General features: G+C 37.1%; 17 protein-coding genes and 1 pseudogene. 12 read left to right on the forward strand and 6 right to left on the reverse strand.

The features are described 5' to 3' along the window. Nucleotides 1–134 precede the first annotated feature (134 nt). Nucleotides 135–410, forward strand: a complete 276-nt coding sequence (locus ACQVGS_RS11750) for a YnaG family membrane protein (RefSeq protein WP_024121681.1) — start codon at nucleotides 135–137, stop codon at nucleotides 408–410. A gap of 77 nt (nucleotides 411–487) precedes the next feature. Then, nucleotides 488–883, forward strand: coding sequence for a UPF0715 family protein (locus ACQVGS_RS11755; protein WP_024121680.1), 396 nt, complete (start codon nucleotides 488–490; stop codon nucleotides 881–883). 12 nt (nucleotides 884–895) lie between these two features. Here the strand turns inward: ACQVGS_RS11755 and ACQVGS_RS11760 are convergent, their stop codons facing one another. Beyond that, nucleotides 896–1126, reverse strand: a complete 231-nt coding sequence (locus ACQVGS_RS11760) for a membrane protein (protein ID WP_024121679.1) — start codon at nucleotides 1124–1126, stop codon at nucleotides 896–898. Nucleotides 1127–1666: 540 nt separating this feature from the next. Between ACQVGS_RS11760 and ACQVGS_RS11765 the strand changes: the two genes are divergently transcribed. From ACQVGS_RS11765 to xynB, 3 genes are all read left to right on the forward strand, one after another. Continuing rightward, a complete protein-coding gene (locus ACQVGS_RS11765) occupies nucleotides 1667–1948 on the forward strand; it encodes a permease (RefSeq protein ID WP_105955059.1) in 282 nt (93 codons plus the stop codon). A gap of 576 nt (nucleotides 1949–2524) precedes the next feature. Beyond that, nucleotides 2525–3916, forward strand: a complete 1392-nt coding sequence (locus ACQVGS_RS11770; protein ID WP_106022524.1) for an MFS transporter — start codon at nucleotides 2525–2527, stop codon at nucleotides 3914–3916. A gap of 54 nt (nucleotides 3917–3970) precedes the next feature. Then, nucleotides 3971–5572 carry a xylan 1,4-beta-xylosidase gene (gene xynB, locus ACQVGS_RS11775; RefSeq protein WP_095713062.1) on the forward strand — a complete coding sequence of 534 codons (1602 nt, stop codon included), beginning with the start codon at nucleotides 3971–3973 and terminating at the stop codon, nucleotides 5570–5572. A 150-nt stretch (nucleotides 5573–5722) separates the two neighbouring features. Here the strand turns inward: xynB and xylR are convergent, their stop codons facing one another. After that, a complete protein-coding gene (xylR, locus tag ACQVGS_RS11780) occupies nucleotides 5723–6877 on the reverse strand; it encodes a transcriptional repressor XylR (protein WP_106022526.1) in 1155 nt (384 codons plus the stop codon). A 255-nt stretch (nucleotides 6878–7132) separates the two neighbouring features. On the opposite strand from xylR, the gene xylA reads away from it, so the two are divergent. The 3 genes and pseudogenes from xylA to ACQVGS_RS11795 form a co-directional block, all read left to right on the forward strand. Continuing rightward, a complete protein-coding gene (gene xylA, locus ACQVGS_RS11785; RefSeq protein WP_254518281.1) occupies nucleotides 7133–8470 on the forward strand; it encodes a xylose isomerase in 1338 nt (445 codons plus the stop codon). Nucleotides 8471–8631: 161 nt separating this feature from the next. After that, complete coding sequence (gene xylB / locus ACQVGS_RS11790) at nucleotides 8632–10131, forward strand: xylulokinase (RefSeq protein ID WP_268545096.1); 1500 nt, start codon at nucleotides 8632–8634, stop codon at nucleotides 10129–10131. Nucleotides 10132–10270: 139 nt separating this feature from the next. Then, a pseudogene (locus ACQVGS_RS11795) lies at nucleotides 10271–10393 on the forward strand (glycoside hydrolase family 11 protein); the annotation flags it as partial. 311 nt (nucleotides 10394–10704) lie between these two features. On the opposite strand, the gene ACQVGS_RS11800 reads toward ACQVGS_RS11795, so the two are convergent. Together ACQVGS_RS11800 and ACQVGS_RS11805 are read right to left on the reverse strand one after the other, a co-directional pair. Continuing rightward, on the reverse strand, nucleotides 10705–12144 hold the full coding sequence (locus tag ACQVGS_RS11800) for a flavin monoamine oxidase family protein (RefSeq protein WP_339233090.1): 1440 nt from the start codon (nucleotides 12142–12144) through the stop codon (nucleotides 10705–10707). A 66-nt stretch (nucleotides 12145–12210) separates the two neighbouring features. Then, nucleotides 12211–12822: a thermonuclease family protein gene (locus tag ACQVGS_RS11805; RefSeq protein WP_491047462.1), complete on the reverse strand. Its 612-nt coding sequence runs from the start codon at nucleotides 12820–12822 to the stop codon at nucleotides 12211–12213. 607 nt (nucleotides 12823–13429) lie between these two features. Here ACQVGS_RS11805 and ACQVGS_RS11810 point away from each other — a divergent pair. The 3 genes from ACQVGS_RS11810 (at nucleotide 13430) to ACQVGS_RS11820 (ending at nucleotide 16327) form a co-directional block, all read left to right on the forward strand. Next, nucleotides 13430–14845, forward strand: a complete 1416-nt coding sequence (locus tag ACQVGS_RS11810) for a sugar porter family MFS transporter (RefSeq protein ID WP_283913030.1) — start codon at nucleotides 13430–13432, stop codon at nucleotides 14843–14845. A gap of 233 nt (nucleotides 14846–15078) precedes the next feature. Next, nucleotides 15079–15555 (forward strand): YozF family protein, encoded by a 477-nt coding sequence (locus ACQVGS_RS11815; RefSeq protein ID WP_101861434.1) that lies wholly within the window; start codon nucleotides 15079–15081, stop codon nucleotides 15553–15555. A gap of 292 nt (nucleotides 15556–15847) precedes the next feature. Continuing rightward, a complete protein-coding gene (locus ACQVGS_RS11820; protein ID WP_101861458.1) occupies nucleotides 15848–16327 on the forward strand; it encodes a DUF4944 domain-containing protein in 480 nt (159 codons plus the stop codon). Nucleotides 16328–16480: 153 nt separating this feature from the next. On the opposite strand, the gene ACQVGS_RS11825 is transcribed toward ACQVGS_RS11820, so the two are convergent. After that, nucleotides 16481–16837, reverse strand: coding sequence for a YoqO family protein (locus ACQVGS_RS11825; RefSeq protein ID WP_198098445.1), 357 nt, complete (start codon nucleotides 16835–16837; stop codon nucleotides 16481–16483). A 353-nt stretch (nucleotides 16838–17190) separates the two neighbouring features. Between ACQVGS_RS11825 and ACQVGS_RS11830 the strand changes: the two genes are divergently transcribed. After that, nucleotides 17191–17547, forward strand: coding sequence for a DUF3221 domain-containing protein (locus tag ACQVGS_RS11830; protein ID WP_254518279.1), 357 nt, complete (start codon nucleotides 17191–17193; stop codon nucleotides 17545–17547). Nucleotides 17548–17846: 299 nt separating this feature from the next. On the opposite strand, the gene ACQVGS_RS11835 is transcribed toward ACQVGS_RS11830, so the two are convergent. Next, on the reverse strand, nucleotides 17847–18392 hold the full coding sequence (locus tag ACQVGS_RS11835) for a hypothetical protein (RefSeq protein ID WP_106021708.1): 546 nt from the start codon (nucleotides 18390–18392) through the stop codon (nucleotides 17847–17849). Nucleotides 18393–18533: the final 141 nt, after the last annotated feature.

The following is an 18533-nucleotide window of genomic DNA, read 5'->3' on the forward strand; positions in this document are numbered from 1 at the left end:
AACTGAGGCAAGGTTTGAAGCATCTCTCAAAATTAAATAAAGCGTTGTTGAAGCAATAGCACGGAGACAATGACGTCTTAATATATTTTTTAATAAAAATACGATTTTAAAGAGAACGGAGATTTACTTTTAATATGAATTTTAAAAAAGCTGCAGTCATCTTTTCATTTGCTTTTCCAATTATCTCAGCTATATTAATAATTAATTTTTTGACTGGGATTATTTCAATGCCGTGGCAAGGAATGCCGGTATTGTTCCCTTTATTACTCTCACCTATAGGGATAATGCTCGCGTTAGTTTCAATCAAGACAAATAAACGGTGGGCTATATGGGGAATCATTTTAAATTCAATTTTGTTACTATTCCCTTTCTTCTTTTTTATAGGTGGAACTTTGTTATTCGGAGTCTAATTTTTAAAAAGACGTGAAAATCGATGAAGATTTTGAACAATTGGATAACTGGTTGATACATGGTAGGGGGTGCTGATTTGAGCCTCAATCAAAAGACGTTAAACAGTTATGTTTATACTCTGGTATTCTCGAGTTTGTCATATGGTCTAGTCTTTGGCTTGTATATGTTTGTTTATTCGGGATTTATGGCGATCGCCTTAATCACAATAGGCATCATTGCATTCTACTCTTTTATCACTTACTTAATCTTTGCTTTTCCCTTACAATTATTACTAAGAAGAAATCCCAGAAAGTTCAGTTTGATCCATTTTTTAATTTATACTGCAGTAGCTTTTTTGGCTGTGTTCGTGTTCTGGTTTGTTGATTATCCGCCTAGTGCTCTTACAGTGTTCAGGAGCTTAAATTATTACATAATGAGCATTGTTGCTGCGTTAATTTATTGGTTCTGGGATTCCATATGCCTGCGGAATTAGTTTATTTACTATTTAAATCATGCATTTCACAACGTTCACAACAAGTATAAAAGCCGCTGATCCAAACAACAAATACGCAGACCTTGTTTGTTTCTTTGAAAGTGTCTCCACTCCCATTAAAACAAAGAGAAGTGCAACTAATACTTGGAGAGAAACCAAGAGGAATTCACTTTGATGATATAAAGAATATACGCATAGGATTAAAGCTGCACATGAGATCAAAATTTTTGAAGCTTTAAGCAAAGAACCACTCCTTGAAAGTTTTTTTAAACCATAACACGGTATGAGCTTTTATTGGAGAGGAAAAAGCAAAAGAAGTGTTTTATTTAAAATTGGGGGAGTTGACTTGAACATTTTTATTTGGATTGCCATGTTTATAGCTATTTTTGCCGGCTCTTATGCAGGTTACAAAAGGAATAAAAAGAAAGAGCTTAAACAAGAAAAGTAAAGTATATAAGTTTCTGGAAACGGACTGTGAGAATTCTGAAAGAGTATTAAGTTAAATGCTCTTTTCTATTCCACATCTCCGGCATTCATGTAAGAATACACCGCCTTTGCAGAGTTCTTGAATAAAGCTAATCGCCATTGTCGCAGGGTAAGGAGTGTTTATTTGTATTGGAATAGAGCGGAAAGAGAATGGTGAGTCAAAAAGCATGGCAGCTGAGAGGGTTTGTAGAGCGGGCTGCTATACTTGTAGACCTGTATCAAAAGCGGTTTAATATTGGAAACGGATTTAAAAAGGGGTGAAAAGCTATCAAAACATTAGTTGTATTATCCAGTTTTATGGGGATTGTGTTATCAATTATTGGACAAATATTTGGAATCCTAACCGATTTCTTTATTCCAGGCATTGCTCGATTTATAGGGGTTTTAGCGGGTATTCTAGTATTACTTAGTTTGAAGTCAAGAAATACAGAAATGCAGGCTTTTATAGTAGGTTCAAGCACTGCGTTAGGAATAATGGGAGCAGGAATTTTATATTTTCCAGCTGCGATGATCAATGTCTTAATTGGTTTCAAGCTAAACAAAAAGTTAAAAGAAGAGAACACTAAGGAGCAGTTCTGAATAGACTGCTTTTTGTTTTATTCAAGTGAAGTTTATATGAATTTAAAATTTTACAGGGTTCTTAGAAGGAATGAAATCTTTTTGAAGAGAATAATCAGGATATTTGAGAAACTGACTGTTAAAAAAAGCAATAATCAATATTTGCTGCAGGAATTTAAATTTTCTGAAAAAACATTGAAAAAGTTGATAGGATTTTATAATATTAAGTCAAGTTAGTTTGTCCAGTCAACAAACTAATGAAGGTGACTTTATTAGTTCCATAAGATAAGGTTATTTCTAAATATAAAGGGGGAATAAAAGGCTCGATTTAATTGGAGCTAAACAATATATATAACAAAAGAGTGTATCTTTAATCCTTTCCCAAGTATAGGAGTGCAACGAAAAAAGATGAATTTACTGCTTGCTGATCAGATCATTTTGTTCGATGAAGAATAATCTGTGAAGTTAAACCACTCATATTTTTTGTGATTTTTTGAAAGCGCTTTTATAAACGATTACCGGCCGAGGTGAGTTTGAGAAATTTTTATACCATTTCATACTGTGCCTTATTTAATGATCGAAAAGGGAGGAAAAATCATGGTCAGTGAAAATTTAAAGAAGATTAGCATGACTGAAAAAGTTGGCTATGCTTCTGGAGATTTTGCATGTAATTTAATTTATGCAACGGTGTCTACTTATCTTTTGTTCTTCTATACAGATGTATTTGGTTTATCGGCAGCAGCAGCCGGTACCATGTTCTTAGTGGTTAGAATCATCGACGCTCTAGCTGATCCTTTTATTGGAACAATAGTAGACAGAACAAATAGCAGGTTTGGACGCTTTAGACCGTATCTTTTATTCGGAGCTTTCCCATTTGTAGTACTTGCATTACTCTGTTTTACAACTCCAGATTTTTCAGACATGGGGAAATTAATATATGCCTATATGACCTATGTTGGTTTGTCGCTTACATACACAACCATAAACGTTCCATATGGCGCGTTAACTTCTGCAATGACTAGAAATAATCAAGAAGTTGTTAGTATAACATCTGTTCGTATGTTATTTGCGAATCTTGGGGGACTTGTCGTTGCATTTTTTGTTCCCTTATTGGCTGCCTATTTAAGCGATACTTCCGGCAACGAATCTCTTGGCTGGCAGCTAACCATGGGTATTTTGGGAATGATAGGTGGGTGCCTTTTAATCTTTTGTTTTAAAAGCACAAAAGAGCGTGTCACTCTTCAAAAGTCTGAGGAGAAAATTAAATTATCGGATATATTTGAGCAATTTCATGTGAATCGTCCACTTGTTGTATTAAGCATTTTCTTTATTATTATTTTTGGAGTGAATTCAATAAGTAATTCAGTTGGCATCTATTATGTGACATATAACTTGGGAAGAGAGGATTTAGTGAAGTGGTACGGTTTGATTGGAAGTTTGCCTGCTTTGGTCATTTTACCGTTTATTCCAAGGCTTCATCAATTATTGGGGAAGAAAAAACTACTAAACTATGCATTATTACTGAATATTATCGGCCTCTTAGCTTTACTATTTGTTCCGCCAAGTAATGTATATCTAATACTCTTCTTTCGATTAATTGCTGCTGCCGGAAGTCTCACTGCCGGGGGATATATGTGGGCGCTCATTCCTGAAACAATAGAATATGGAGAGTATAGGACTGGGAAAAGAATGGGTGGGCTCATTTATGCTATTATCGGATTTTTCTTTAAATTCGGTATGGCACTGGGAGGGATTGTTCCTGGGTTGGTTTTAGATAAGTTTGGATACGTGGCAAATCAAACACAAACCCCGGAGGCATTAACGGGAATTTTAATTACAGCAACAATCATTCCCGTGTTCTTGCTGGTTCTAGCCATGATTGATATTAATTTCTATAACTTAGATGAAGAGAAATACAAAAAAATGGTACGAGAATTAGAGAATAGAGATAAAGTTTATTTGGATAATATTGAGGAATTCAAGGCATGAAAATGGCACCAAATAAGAGAAGCCTATTAAGAAAATAGCTGAGGAGGAGTTCAAATGAAGATTATCAATCCAGTACTTAAAGGATTCAATCCCGATCCAAGTATTTGTAGGGCAGGAGAGGATTATTATATCGCTGTATCTACATTCGAGTGGTTTCCAGGTGTCCAGATACATCATTCAAAAGATTTAGTGAATTGGCACTTAGTCGCACATCCATTACAAAGAGTTTCACAATTAGATATGAAAGGAAACCCTAATTCAGGCGGAGTTTGGGCACCATGTTTAAGTTATAGTGACGGTAAGTTTTGGCTGATCTATACGGATGTTAAGGTAGTAGATGGCGCTTGGAAAGATTGTCATAATTATTTAGTTACTTGTGAAACGATTAATGGTGATTGGGGGGATCCGATCAAATTAAATAGCTCAGGATTTGATGCTTCTTTGTTCCATGATACGGATGGAAAAAAATATTTATTAAATATGTTATGGGATCAGCGTATTGATCGGCATTCATTTGGAGGAATTGTCATACAGGAATATTCTGATGAGGAGAAAAAATTAATTGGTAAACCGAAAGTTATTTTTAAAGGGACCGATAGAAAACTAACAGAAGCTCCGCACCTTTATCATATCGGGAACTATTATTATTTATTGACTGCAGAAGGAGGAACACGGTTTGAACACGCTGCTACAATTGCCCGTTCTACAAATATTGAGGGTCCATATGAAGTTCATCCCGATAATCCAATCTTAACATCATGGCATGATCCTGGAAATCCATTGCAAAAATGCGGTCATGCATCCATTGTTCAAACACATACAGATGAGTGGTATTTAGCTCATTTAACGGGCCGTCCTATTCATCCTGACGATGATTCAATTTTTCAGCAGAGAGGATATTGCCCTTTAGGTAGAGAAACAGCTATTCAAAAACTGGATTGGAAAGATGATTGGCCTTATGTAGTAGGTGGAAAAGAAGGAAGCTTGGAGGTAGAAGCGCCTTCTATACCTAATACAATGTTTCAAGCAACGTACCCGGAAGTTGATGAATTTGAGGACTCAAAGTTAAATATAAATTTTCAAACTTTAAGGATCCCGTTTACGAATGAATTAGGTTCATTAACTCAAGTGCCAAATCATTTACGATTATACGGCCATGAATCATTAACCTCGACATTTACTCAGGCATTTGTAGCCAGGCGTTGGCAAAGCCTCCATTTTGAAGCGGAAACGGCTGTTGAGTTTTATCCGGAGAACTTTCAACAAGCCGCTGGATTGGTGAACTATTACAATACAGAGAACTGGACGGCTCTTCAAGTCACGCATGATGAAGACCTTGGCCGTATTCTTGAATTAACAATATGTGATAACTTTTCTTTTTCACAACCATTAAAAAATAAAATTGTTATTCCAGATGAAGTAAAGTATGTATATTTAAAAGTAAATATTGAAAAGGAAAATTATTATTATTTTTATTCTTTTAACAAAGAAGATTGGCATAAAATTGACATTGCATTGGAATCGAAAAAATTATCAGATGATTACATCCGTGGAGGAGGATTTTTCACGGGAGCCTTTGTAGGGATGCAATGCCAAGATACCAGTGGTAATCATATTCCGGCCGACTTTAGATATTTTCGCTATAAAGAAAAATAATTTGTTTCATGAAAAAAGGAGACTTCTATTTTAGAACTCCTTTTTTCTTATCCTTCAAAAATACTCCTATTCAACATCAATATAACAAACAAAAAGCTCATCTTTAAAGATGAGCGCAGGACATAGAGATCTGTACATTTTAATAATAAATTACATTGTAACCATATCCAGAAAATGATCAATAACAATGGAGGACATTCCTAATGCCGGTGCATTTTTTCCTAAGAAAGACGGTAATAATTCATAGCTATTGCCTAATTGGGAATAAACCCTGGACGACACTTCACTTCTAATTGAATTTAAAACCATAGGATGCGATTCAATTATGCTGTTTCTTAAAATGATGGCTTGAGGATTGAATGTATTTAGAATATTGGTAAGGCCTATTCCTAAATAGAATCCAAAAGTCTGTAATGCATTTAAAGTTCCGATATCATTCCGGTGGGCAAGGTCTATAATATCTTGATAGGACACTTTTTTCTCTTTAGTCTGAAGAGATTTTAATAAAGCCTTCTCTGAAGCATACAATTCCCAGCAGCCTCGGTTTCCGCAACTGCATTTAGGGCCATTAAAGTCTATTGTCATATGTCCCATTTCTCCAGAGAATCCGCTTACCCCTCTATATAAATCATTGTTGATAATAACACCGATCCCTATCCCTGTACTGACACTTGCATAAATAATGTTATCGTGATTTTTTGCAGCACCGAATACTTTTTCTCCATATGCTCCAGCATTCGCCTCATTTTCTATAAAAACGGGCACATTGAACTTCTCTTGTATGAAAGATTTTAAGTCAATATCTCTCCAGTTGGAGTTCGGAGTGAAAACAATTTTTTGATTTTTATCAACTAGTCCAGGCACGCATATGCCTATACCAGTAAGCCCGTATGGAGATTGTGGCATATGCGTAATCAAGTGATGAATCATATCAATTAAAATGTCTTTGGTTTTTTCTGGAGAATTCGATTCCAAATGATGGTGTTGATCAAGAACGATCGTTCCTTCAAGATCTGTTAAAATGCCATTAATATAATCCACACCAACATCTATTCCTACGGAGTATCCTGCCTTTTTATTAAAAACAAGCATGACAGGTCTTCTTCCGCCACTTGATTGTCCCTGACCTATTTCAAAAACAAGATTTTCTTTCATTAACGTGTTTACTTGTGATGAAACAGTTGATTTATTTAATCCAGTCTTTTCAGATAATTTTGCTCTTGAAATAGGTGAATTTTTAAGAATTTCTTTTAATAATAACTTTTGATTTACTTTTTTGACAAAGGTTTGATCAGCGATAACCACTTAATCCACTCCATTTGTATAATCTTTAAATTAAGTTGAAATGTATTGTTTTCAGTATGAGACATAGTACATAGCTAATCTTACCTTTACTATAGCTAATGTGTTCATAAAAAACAAAAAAAATATTGAAAATACTGATGAGGTTATATAAGATTAAAATAAGTTAGTTTGTTCGAACAACAAACTAATAGACAACTTACTTACAATATGAAATAAATTGCACTGTATTGAAATGATTTTTAAGGGGGAAATAACATGGCTCAATCTCATTCTAGTTCAGTCAACTATTTTGAAAGCGTAAACAAAGTGGTTTACGAAGGGAAAGATTCCACTAATCCTTTAGCATTTAAATATTATAATTCCCAAGAAGTAATCGGCGGAAAAACGATGAAAGAGCACTTGCGGTTTTCTATTGCCTATTGGCATACATTTACCGCTGATGGAACAGACGTTTTTGGGGCAGCTACGATGCAAAGGCCATGGGATCACTATAAAGGAATGGATCTGGCGAAGGCGAGAGTAGAAGCAGCATTTGAGATGTTTGAAAAACTAGATGCACCATTCTTTGCTTTTCATGACCGAGATGTTGCACCAGAAGGAAGTACGTTAAAAGAGACAAATCACAATTTAGATATCATCGTGGGCATGATTAAAGAGTATATGAGAAATAGCAACGTTAAGCTATTATGGAATACTGCAAACATGTTTACGAATCCCCGTTTCGTCCATGGTGCGGCGACTTCCTGCAATGCAGATGTGTTTGCGTATGCTGCAGCACAAGTAAAAAAAGGGTTAGAAACAGCAAAAGAGCTTGGCGCCGAGAACTATGTATTTTGGGGCGGCCGTGAAGGATATGAAACATTGTTAAATACCGATTTAAAATTGGAGCTTGATAATTTAGCGAGATTCATGCATATGGCAGTGGATTATGCGAAGGAAATCGGATATTCAGGGCAGTTTTTGATTGAGCCAAAACCAAAAGAGCCGACCACTCATCAATATGATACAGATGCAGCAACAACCATTGCCTTCTTAAAGCAATATGGCTTAGACAATCATTTTAAATTAAATCTCGAAGCCAATCATGCCACATTAGCAGGGCATACATTTGAACATGAATTACGGATGGCAAGAGTACATGGTCTTCTTGGCTCTGTTGACGCGAATCAGGGTGATCCTCTTTTAGGCTGGGATACAGATGAATTTCCGACGGATTTATATTCTACGACATTAGCAATGTACGAAATCCTGCAAAATGGCGGCCTTGGGAGCGGTGGATTAAACTTCGATGCGAAGGTCAGAAGGTCTTCTTTTGAGCCTGATGATTTAATATATTCCCATGTTGCGGGGATGGATGCATTTGCAAGAGGATTGAGAGTAGCCCATAAATTAATCGAAGATCGTGTGTTTGATGATGTGATTCAACATCGTTATCGCAGCTTTACTGAAGGAATAGGTCTTGAAATTACAGAAGGAAGAGCTAATTTCCATACTCTTGAGCAATATGCGCTAAATAATACAGCAATCAAAAACGAATCAGGAAGACAGGAGCGATTAAAAGCTATATTGAACCAATACATTTTAGAAGTATAACAGATAAAGAGAACCGCTATAAAAAGGTATAGCATGATAGCTAATACCTGAGACTGCCCGTCATGATTCCTTACCTTTTGCTTATTGTTATGACGGGTAATTTCTATAATTGGGATTTATTTAGAGTGAATGGTTTTTTTATAAGGGTAAGAGGTGAAAAAATGAAGTATGTCATTGGAATAGATCTTGGAACGAGTGCTGTTAAAACGATTTTAGTTAATCAAAACGGCAAGGTTTGTGCAGAAACGTCCAAAAGTTATCCGCTCATTCAAGAGAAGGCAGGGTATAGTGAGCAAAATCCTGAAGACTGGGTGCAGCAAACAATTGATGCATTGGCTGAATTGGTTTCCATATCCAACGTTCAAGCCAAGGATATTGACGGGATAAGTTATTCAGGACAAATGCATGGGTTAGTACTGCTTGACCAGGATCGGCAGGTGTTACGTCATGCAATTCTTTGGAATGACACCAGAACCACGCCTCAATGTATTAAGATGACCGAGAAATTCGGTGATAATCTGCTTAACATCACAAAAAACCGTGCTTTAGAAGGGTTTACATTACCTAAAATCTTATGGGTGAAGGAACATGAGCCTGAACTTTTTAAAAAAACGGCTGTTTTTTTGCTTCCGAAAGACTATGTGAGATTTCGTATGACCGGTGCCATTCACACCGAATACTCCGATGCAGCAGGAACGTTACTTTTACATATTACTCGCAAGGAGTGGAGCGATGATATTTGCAATCGATTTGGCATTTCTGCAGATATTTGTCCTCCGCTTGTTGAATCTCATGATTGTGTAGGATCGCTGCTTCCGAACGTTGCGGCTGAGACAGGGCTCTTGGAAAAAACAAAAGTGTACGCTGGGGGAGCAGACAATGCTTGTGGTGCGATTGGAGCCGGCATTCTTTCTTCCGGAAAAACATTATGCAGTATTGGAACGTCAGGGGTCATACTTTCATACGAAGAAGGCGAAGAAAGAGACTTTAAAGGGAAAGTGCACTTTTTTAATCATGGAAAAAAGGATTCTTTTTATACGATGGGAGTCACGCTCGCTGCAGGGTACAGCTTGGACTGGTTCAAAAGAACGTTTGCCCCAAACGAATCGTTTGAGCAATTATTGCAGGGGGTGGAATCTATTCCAATAGGAGCAAATGGACTGCTATACACTCCTTATTTGGTAGGTGAAAGAACGCCACATGCTGATTCTTCTATTCGGGGAAGCTTAATTGGAATGGATGGAGCACATAAAAGAGAGCATTTTTTGAGGGCGGTTATGGAAGGCATTACATTCTCTTTACATGAATCAATTGAGCTATTTCGAGAAGCGGGAAAATCAGTGCATACCGTTGTTTCTATTGGTGGAGGAGCTAAAAATGAAACGTGGCTTCAAATGCAAGCTGATATTTTCAATGCGAGGGTGATAAAGTTGGCAAATGAACAAGGCCCAGCCATGGGTGCTGCTATGCTAGCTGCCTTTGGAAGTAGGTGGTTTGAATCTCTTGAAGAGTGTGCAGAGCAGTTCATTCGTGAGGCTGCTACATTTTATCCAAAGGAACAAAATGTTCAAAAATATAAAACACTATTCGATGTGTATAAGAAAATTTACACTCACACAAAGGATCTAAATACAGTCTTGAAGAGCTTTCGAAAAAACTAATTATAAGTGTGGTTCGTAAAGAGTGTATTTTTTTGTCAGGGGATCAACGAAAAAACAATTAACGACTAATCATCAACAAAGGCATTTGATGACAAAACTACAGCTCAAATCGGCTCCCTAGCTATGAATATGAATGCGGAAGTATTATGGGAACACCAGTATGACGCTCAATAGCGGCGACGCATATAGTGCCCAGTGGAGTAGCATTGGGAATGCTTTATTCCGAAAAGGCAAAAAATTTGATACAACCAAAACTCACTCATAACTTGGAAACATGTCAATTCATTACAACGCAACCTTCAATCCGGGAGGAAATTCAAGCAGTAAATCAACCTTTTAAGCTTTGATTCAAATCCTGATTTGGTATCAGTCCAAACTCTTGATTTACGATCAAATCGGAAGTATTGTCTACGCACAAATAACCCCTCACATTAATGTGAAGGGGTGTTTTTGATAAGCTACACGATTTAATTGCTGTTTCTATAGTATTCAACAAAATCAATGTCCGTCATTAAAAAGCAATATCAAATCTATCTAAAGGAGTCGCTAAAACGAATATAAAAAACGTAGGATTTAAGTTATACGATTCACTTCATACGCCGTTCGTATTCCGGATTCAATTGCTCCTTGCATCCATCCGTGAGTAAGTGAGGCGTGTTCTCCAGCGAAATGTATTTTCCCTTCAGGGGCAGGGATGTATGGATACAGCTGTAATTCCTGTCCTGGTTCGAAAGCTGTGAAACCCCCGGCTGAATATGGATTTTGGGTCCAGCTAAAAGAAGCGCCGGTCACAAACTCTGACCATACAACATCACCATAGATTTCCGATAAATTCATTAACGTATAGCGGAGGCGCTCTCCCTCTGAAAGACTGTCCCATATCAGTGCCTCATCCGCCCATGTGTAACTCGCTACAACGACAGCATGTCCATTCGATCCAATGTCAATGCTGGGATAATACGAAAATCTAATCGGAAGATCAGTTATCGATTTGCCGCCGCGCTGCCCAGCTTTTTCCCAAAAACGGCTCTTAAACTCTATTCCGATTTTTGTTGCGGCAATATAGTTGAGTTCACGAATGGCCCGCCGTTTATAATAGGAAAATGAATCATATGGTTCAACTTGTACAAAACGCAATGTTGAAAATGGAATGGTTATGATAGCGAGATCGCCTGTCACTGCCAAATGTTTTGCTGTCTGTTGATGAATGCAGTTAACCGTAACATTGTTTTGGTTTTGAGATATTTTCACCATTTTATGATGGAAGACAATATGTTCTTTTAATTGAGGAAGAAATGCTTGAGGAAGCCGATCCATGCCGCCTGTTATTTCATAGAAACGAGTTGGCGACGTATAAAAGATGGATTCCCGTAACACTTCAACAAGGGACATCCCCATATATGCTTCCATATCCAAAAGTACGCCGATCATATCGATTGCACCGTATGAAAAATAAGTATTCAAGTAAGAGCCTAACGAATGGTTACTGTATTGTGTTTCAACGATCCGCCAATTTCTCGCAGGATCTACATAAATAAAATTGAGGATAGGCTGCAATACAGAAAGCATCAGCTCTTCGGCCGTTTTTCCTTGTTCATTTGCTGCAACTGGGTATCTTAAGATACCCGGATTGCTTTCAAAATGATGAAGACGTGTTTGAATGCCATTGGCGTAAATGATGTCCATTGGAGTTCTGTTCAAAAATACACTAGTTGGCAGGCTGAATCTTTTTATATATTCCAAGGTTAGAGTATGGATATCCGGAATACGCATTGGTCCAACATTGAAATACAGCCCGGCACTGAAGGGAGATCGCAACGTGCAAACTCTGCCCCCGACTCTATCACTCGCTTCCAGAATCGTCACTTTATGTCCTGCATTCTTCAGCAAAGATGCAGAAACAAGCCCGGCCAACCCGGCGCCAACGATAATAATGTGCTTTGGGTATTGTGATGTGCTAAGACCATTTCTAATCATCGCAATCATGTCTTCGTTCTTTAGTAGAGAATTCATTTTTGTGAGGCACCCTCTTTTTAGATTTATTGCATTATATTCATTCAAAAGGGTATCTATCACGAACTATATCTTTTTTTCAGTTGAGTGCTGCTCAACACAGCCTTTAAATCCTCTGGCATTCACATAACCGTTTTTACTCCAAATAGAACGTTTTTTCGTTTGTGCTTCCTGTTCATCTTTTCTAAACTGGTCTATGTATTTTGTATTTGGCTCATAAACATATGCTACTCTGGCTAATCCTTCTTTTAACAGTGTTTCTTGAACAGACTTGCCATCGACATAAACGTAAGCTAACAGCCTTCCGAATTTATCTCTGCGCTCTCCTTTATCAAATTCTAATTGCAGCTTTCCGCCGCTAATCAATTCTTTGTTTCGTTTAGATGCATCCTCGCCATATGGCTGAACACATGAATGTGGCTTTTTAGTCTCTGGAGTATCAATGAGCAAGTAGCGAACCGTATCAATATTGCCGTTATAGCTAACTTTGATCGTATCTCCGTCAACAGGCCTTTCTAACACAGCATCCACCAAGCCTTTTTTTGCTTCAGAGTTAGAATTCTTGGCAACTGGCTGTTTTAGATCTGAATGGCTTTTTTCAGCAGTATCATTTAATCCGCAGGCTGTCAAAGAAAAACTCAAAGCTAATAGACTAAAGCCTAACATTACTTTCTTCAATTCCATTTCTCCTTCTTCTGTTTCTTTCTATCTCAATCAACCAACATTCATTATAATGATATCGCTATTTATTGTGAATGTAATTTTTCTTAACACGTTTATATTTGAGTACTAGCTTTTGATCAATATTCCAATATCACAAAAAGGTTTCAAAAATGTAACCATGAAGAACATGTTTAGCTGAATTTCCTGAAATCATTCGGAGTATAAGGGGATTAGTATGTAATCCTGGTGTTAGGCGTTTTATCTGGGAAAATCCTATGATTACTAAAAAACTTCAGAAGTTTTTTATTGACTGAAAACGCTTTTAAAATTATGATAATATCAAACCTAACAAGGATGTAACAAAAATATAACTAGAACATAACAAAAAAGTGGATATGTTTCTTGTGAAAAAAATGAAAGCGATTTCAATTAGGTTGTTTCTGTAAAAGCCTCATTCGCTGCATTGAGTATTGCTAATTTTCAGATTGATAAGGTCTCGGGAAATAAAAAACCTGGCTGAAACGAGTATTGCTCTTTAAAAGAGAAAGGGTGAATCCAGCACACTCGGTTGACAAGAATGAAAAAATGTATAAAGCATTCTTCATAAAGGTGGGGAAAGGGTATGAAAGAACAACGAAATCCTAGGTCGTTTTTGCAGTTGATAATGATTTCAGCAACATTTGGCGGGCTTCTTTTTGGATATGACACCGGAGTTATAAATGGAGCCTTGCCTTTTATGGCAAGATCTGATCAACTTAACTTAACACCGGTCACAGAAGGGCTGGTTACAAGCATGCTTCTATTAGGAGCAGCGTTTGGTGCATTGCTGTGCGGCAAATTGGCTGACCGCTATGGCAGACGTAAAATGATCCTTAATCTTTCCTTTTTATTCTTTCTGGCATCACTCGGAACAGCAATTGCGCCGAATGTTTTAACGATGGTTATCTTTCGGTTTTTGCTGGGACTGGCTGTCGGTGGGGCATCATCAATGGTACCGGCCTTTTTAGCAGAAATGGCGCCGTATGAGAAAAGAGGGCGTATGGTAACGCAAAATGAACTGATGATCGTCGGCGGGCAATTTTTAGCCTACGTTTTTAATGCGATTCTTGGTGTTGCAATGGCTGATACAGGGCATGTTTGGAGATACATGCTTGTCCTTTGTGCCATACCGGCTCTCATATTATTTGCAAGTATGCTCATGGTTCCGGAGAGCCCGAGGTGGCTAACTTCTAAAGGTAAAAAAAGCGAGGCGCTGCGCGTCCTTAAACTCATACGTGACGAGAAAAGGGCAGAAGCAGAATTTAAAGAAATACAAGCAGCGGCAGTCAAAGATTCAAATGTAGAGAAGGCATCGATCAAAGAGTTCTCTACACCATGGCTGCGCCGTCTTTTATGGATTGGGATCGGTGTTGCCATCGTTAATCAAATCACAGGCGTCAATTCGATTATGTATTACGGCACTCAAATCCTGCAAGAATCCGGTTTTGGTACAAAGGCAGCTTTAATCGCTAATATTGGGAATGGATTGATATCAGTCATTGCCGTTATCATCGGCATTTGGCTGGTTGGCAGGGTGAACCGGCGCCCGATATTGATGATTGGTTTATCTGGAACGACCACAGCGCTTTTATTCATTGCCATATTCTCAATCGTGTTTGATGGATCAGCAGCACTCCCGTATATCGTGCTATCTTTGACCGTTTTATTTCTAGCCTTTATGCAGGGCTGTGTCGGACCAGTAACATGGCTGGTCATTGCAGAAATATTCCCGCAAAGAGTAAGAGGGCTTGGTTCTGGCATCAGTGTATTTTTCCTCTGGATTTTAAACTTTATCATTGGTTTTGCTTTTCCAATCATGCTTAGCTCTGCAGGCTTATCCTTTACTTTCTTTATATTTGTCGCTTTGGGTATCTTGGCAATCGGTTTTGTGTACAAATTCATGCCGGAAACTAAGGGACGAACACTTGAGGAACTAGAAGAGCATTTCCGTTCAATGGATAGAAATTATGACTCTGAAAAATCAATTCATGAAGCGTGATTATCTTATTAAAATGATATTGAATGCAATGGTTAAGCAGCCCACTTTCATCAAGTGGACAATAACAAGTAATTGTTTTCGACTAATCTTCTTGAAAATTTTACTTCTGTCTATGAACATATTAATAGTATTGCATTTGTAATTAAAGCTCTCTTTATGAGGGCTTTTTATTATGCGTCATACCGGACACTTATATTGGGGAAGCTAATGAAAAAGAAAGAAGGAGATACGAAGTGAAGAAGCATTTACTTTCCTTATGTGTTTTATTATTTGCATTGACTTTTGTTCAAACAAAGACTCAAGCCCTGACATTTACAGAATTGCCAATTAAACAAAAAACAGAACAATGGTCAGTCGAAATAGCTGAAGCAAAAAATGCAAAGGAATTAGCGAGTCCAAAAAAGGGGGAATATCACGTATATTCAATGGAAATCAAAAACATAGGGGAAGCCGCAGCTACAGTGGATGTACAATTGTATAGAAATGATCCTGATTCAACCACGAGGTTTTCACTTTTTGGCTGTCCCGAAAACTGTGTGAGACAGAAGGAGGATTTAATAAGCTTAGCCAAAAGTTTAAACGATGGTGCACCGCTGAAGTTTAACCATTTTATGGTGGCTGAAAAGGCATCTGAATTAGAGGTTGTTATTATTTGGACACAAAAAGGAAAAGAAGGACGCCAATTAAAACAAACCTTTACATTCAGTTAGAAGAGGTGAATTAGACAATGTAGTGACCTACATAGGACTTGAGCATTAAAGCTGTTTGAATGTTGTATCCATTTGGGTTAACAGGCAGATAATCAACACCTGATCAGTATTAAGGCAGACATAGATGCGCTGCGAATCACAAAGCTGAGAACAATGAAGAAAGTCTTATATGGCTGCAAAACTGAAAAGACAATTTATTGGGCTGCTTTATGAGCAGCTTTTTTTATATTCTTTTTCAAGTAACATTTTGCCCATTTATTCTACTAATAAAATGAAGAAAGCGAGGGGAAACATGAGAAGCAAAAATAAAATCAAAAGATCACTAATCATTACAGCTCTATTATTGATTTGTTTAGTAACGTTCTTCGCAATGATATCAGGAGACAAAGTAAAAAATGAGGGAAGCAGCAGGAACGGATTGTGGGTTTCTACCATTGAAAAATCAGATAAAACTTCGATTGGCCCTAATTACTTCTTGAATTTATACTGGCAGGGGAACAAGAAAGAAGCGAAAAGAACCATTGTTGAAAAAATCATATTGTATATAGATGGTAAAAAGTACGATGACAGAGAAGATTATGATTTATCAGAGTACACAGGTGAAGAAATGCCAGGCGGAGGACAAATGGAAGACCACATTGCTACGTTTGATTTTATGCTTGAAGATGAAGTAATTGGACATGATGTAGTTGTTAAGGTGGAGTGGAAGACCGGTAGGGAAAAACATACAGATAAAATAAGATTACAAGAGAAACCATGGTATAAAAGATAAATCTGCAATGGCAAGTTTAGGGATGAACGTCCAAAATATAGGTCTGCTTTCAGAAACATCTGATTGATAAGTACATGTCATGATAAAGGCATGTTTTTATTCAAAGTAAAAATAAAACATGCGAGTTTAGTTCCTTACCTGTACATAAAATGCTTACATTTCTTTCAAATGCTCGTAAAGCAATCTAAAGCAAACAGTACCAGATATCAAAGGGACTGCAAACAAAATAATCACTGCTATGGTCTCCCAGCCGTTAAAAAAATCGTGGTTTTTAATGAATACCTGTCCTTCTAAAATGATAAAAGTTATAATTCCTGTTAATACTAAAAAGCATGAAAACAGAATGCTCCTTGCTTTTGGTTTTAGCTTTTTAAACTCATCTTTAAAATAAATGAAAACGAGAACTAAAGAGCAAAAGGATGCTGCAGTGCTTATTACATCAATATTTTTCATGACTTTCGCAATGATGATACATAAGATGAACAGAAAAAATGCTAAGTTTTTAGACAAAAAATCGCTCCTTATTTTATGGCTACCCAAAAAGTTTACAAGTTTTTCACAATAGGCACAATGCGATGGCAGTAAATTAATCAATTGGTTAACGAAATAGGTTTTTTATCTTATTGTACCATGTACTAAATATTCAATCGTTTTTTATGTGCGGGCACTAGGGAATGATGTGTAACGGAAAGGCAAAACTGAATTGAAGAGAGTTTACCTGTGGTAAATGTGTTCTTCAAATCTATAAACTTGTACTGTCTTTCCGGGTCCAGTACTCTTGTGTCGCGTTATTATAAGTTACCTCTAAAAATGATTTGCCTTTTTTCACTGTTATAAAACATACACCAAAAAAGGAGAGATAAATGCGTAAAATCGGGATATCGGTCTTAGCGTTCTTTGCTTTTATTTCGGGCTGCAATGATAAGGAAGAAAATAAAATAAAAACGCCAAAGATGCAGAACCTTGTTGGTTTTATCCTTTTTAAGGATGAAAAGTCAGCCGTTTTTCTTGAGGGCAAACATGCTCCTGAAAAAGAGGACTTTGAATTGTCTCAAGATAGACTTATAAGAAAATATAAAAATCATGTTGTGATATTGGAATTAAGTCAAATTGAAAACAAAGAAGACCTTGTGGAAGGTAAAAAAATGAAGGTGTGGTTCAACACTCTTAAAGAATGTGATCCTCCAAAAGCAACAATTAAAAAATTCAATTGGTTATAAAGGTTGGCATCCCCCGCATATGATCGCTTAATAGAAAGTTCTACAATTATTATATTTTAATAATGGTACTGCCATAAACAGCGCTATATTCAAATACTGAGATGGCTGAAAAAAATCAATAAACACAGATGTTCTCTTTACCACGCGCAAGGGCATGAACATCGCTTACACAATCAATGCAGCTTGTTGCTGTATAAAAGCAGCATGATGGGCGAGGGCGGCAAGTTTAGCATAAAAAACAGCACTCACACGAAGATGTAGTGCTGTTTTAACGTTTGCAGAGCATTGCATAAAAGTGGTTATTTCCAGACTGACAAATATTTCTTTCGATATTTGCTATCTTTCTCGATCTCAATCAAGTCCATTGCTATTTCCCTAATATGCTCATCTTTATCTTCATCGTATAATTTTTTTAATCCTACAATCATATCGTAGCGAATCAATGTATAATGTTTTTCGTTTATTCCATTTTTAAAGCGATCAATAATATGAGTAAGCACCAGTTCTTTTTGTTCTGGCCCAGCTAAACCAACCTTCCAGATTGCTTGCAAACTATGCCGAGCAGTTACAAATTTTGAATCCCTGGTCACTTCCCATAACGCTGGAAAGTCGTGCAGCATCCGTTTATCCGGATCACTGATTGCTAAACCAGCAAGAAACTGTGCAGCTCTCGCTCGCCTGTGGTTATCCGGATCGGTCAGCCATCCTATTAATTGATCCCATACTTCATAAGCCCAGTCTACTTTTTCTTTTGTGGCGTTAATAATATTCTGAAAGGCTTCTAATTGCAGGCTTTTGTCCTTTGCTTCTAGATTTTCAAAATGAGATTTCATTATACTGTCCATTTTCGTATCACCTTAAAATGATTAGTTATGTTGATTATATCCTTTCACTTGCGATCTTCCAATAAACATCATTTCTCGCGCTAGTGAATGCTTACCTTTTCCTATTATGTCTTTCTAATTCAATTTCAACAAAAAATCTGT

This window comes from Bacillus sp. SD127, from assembly GCF_058566445.1.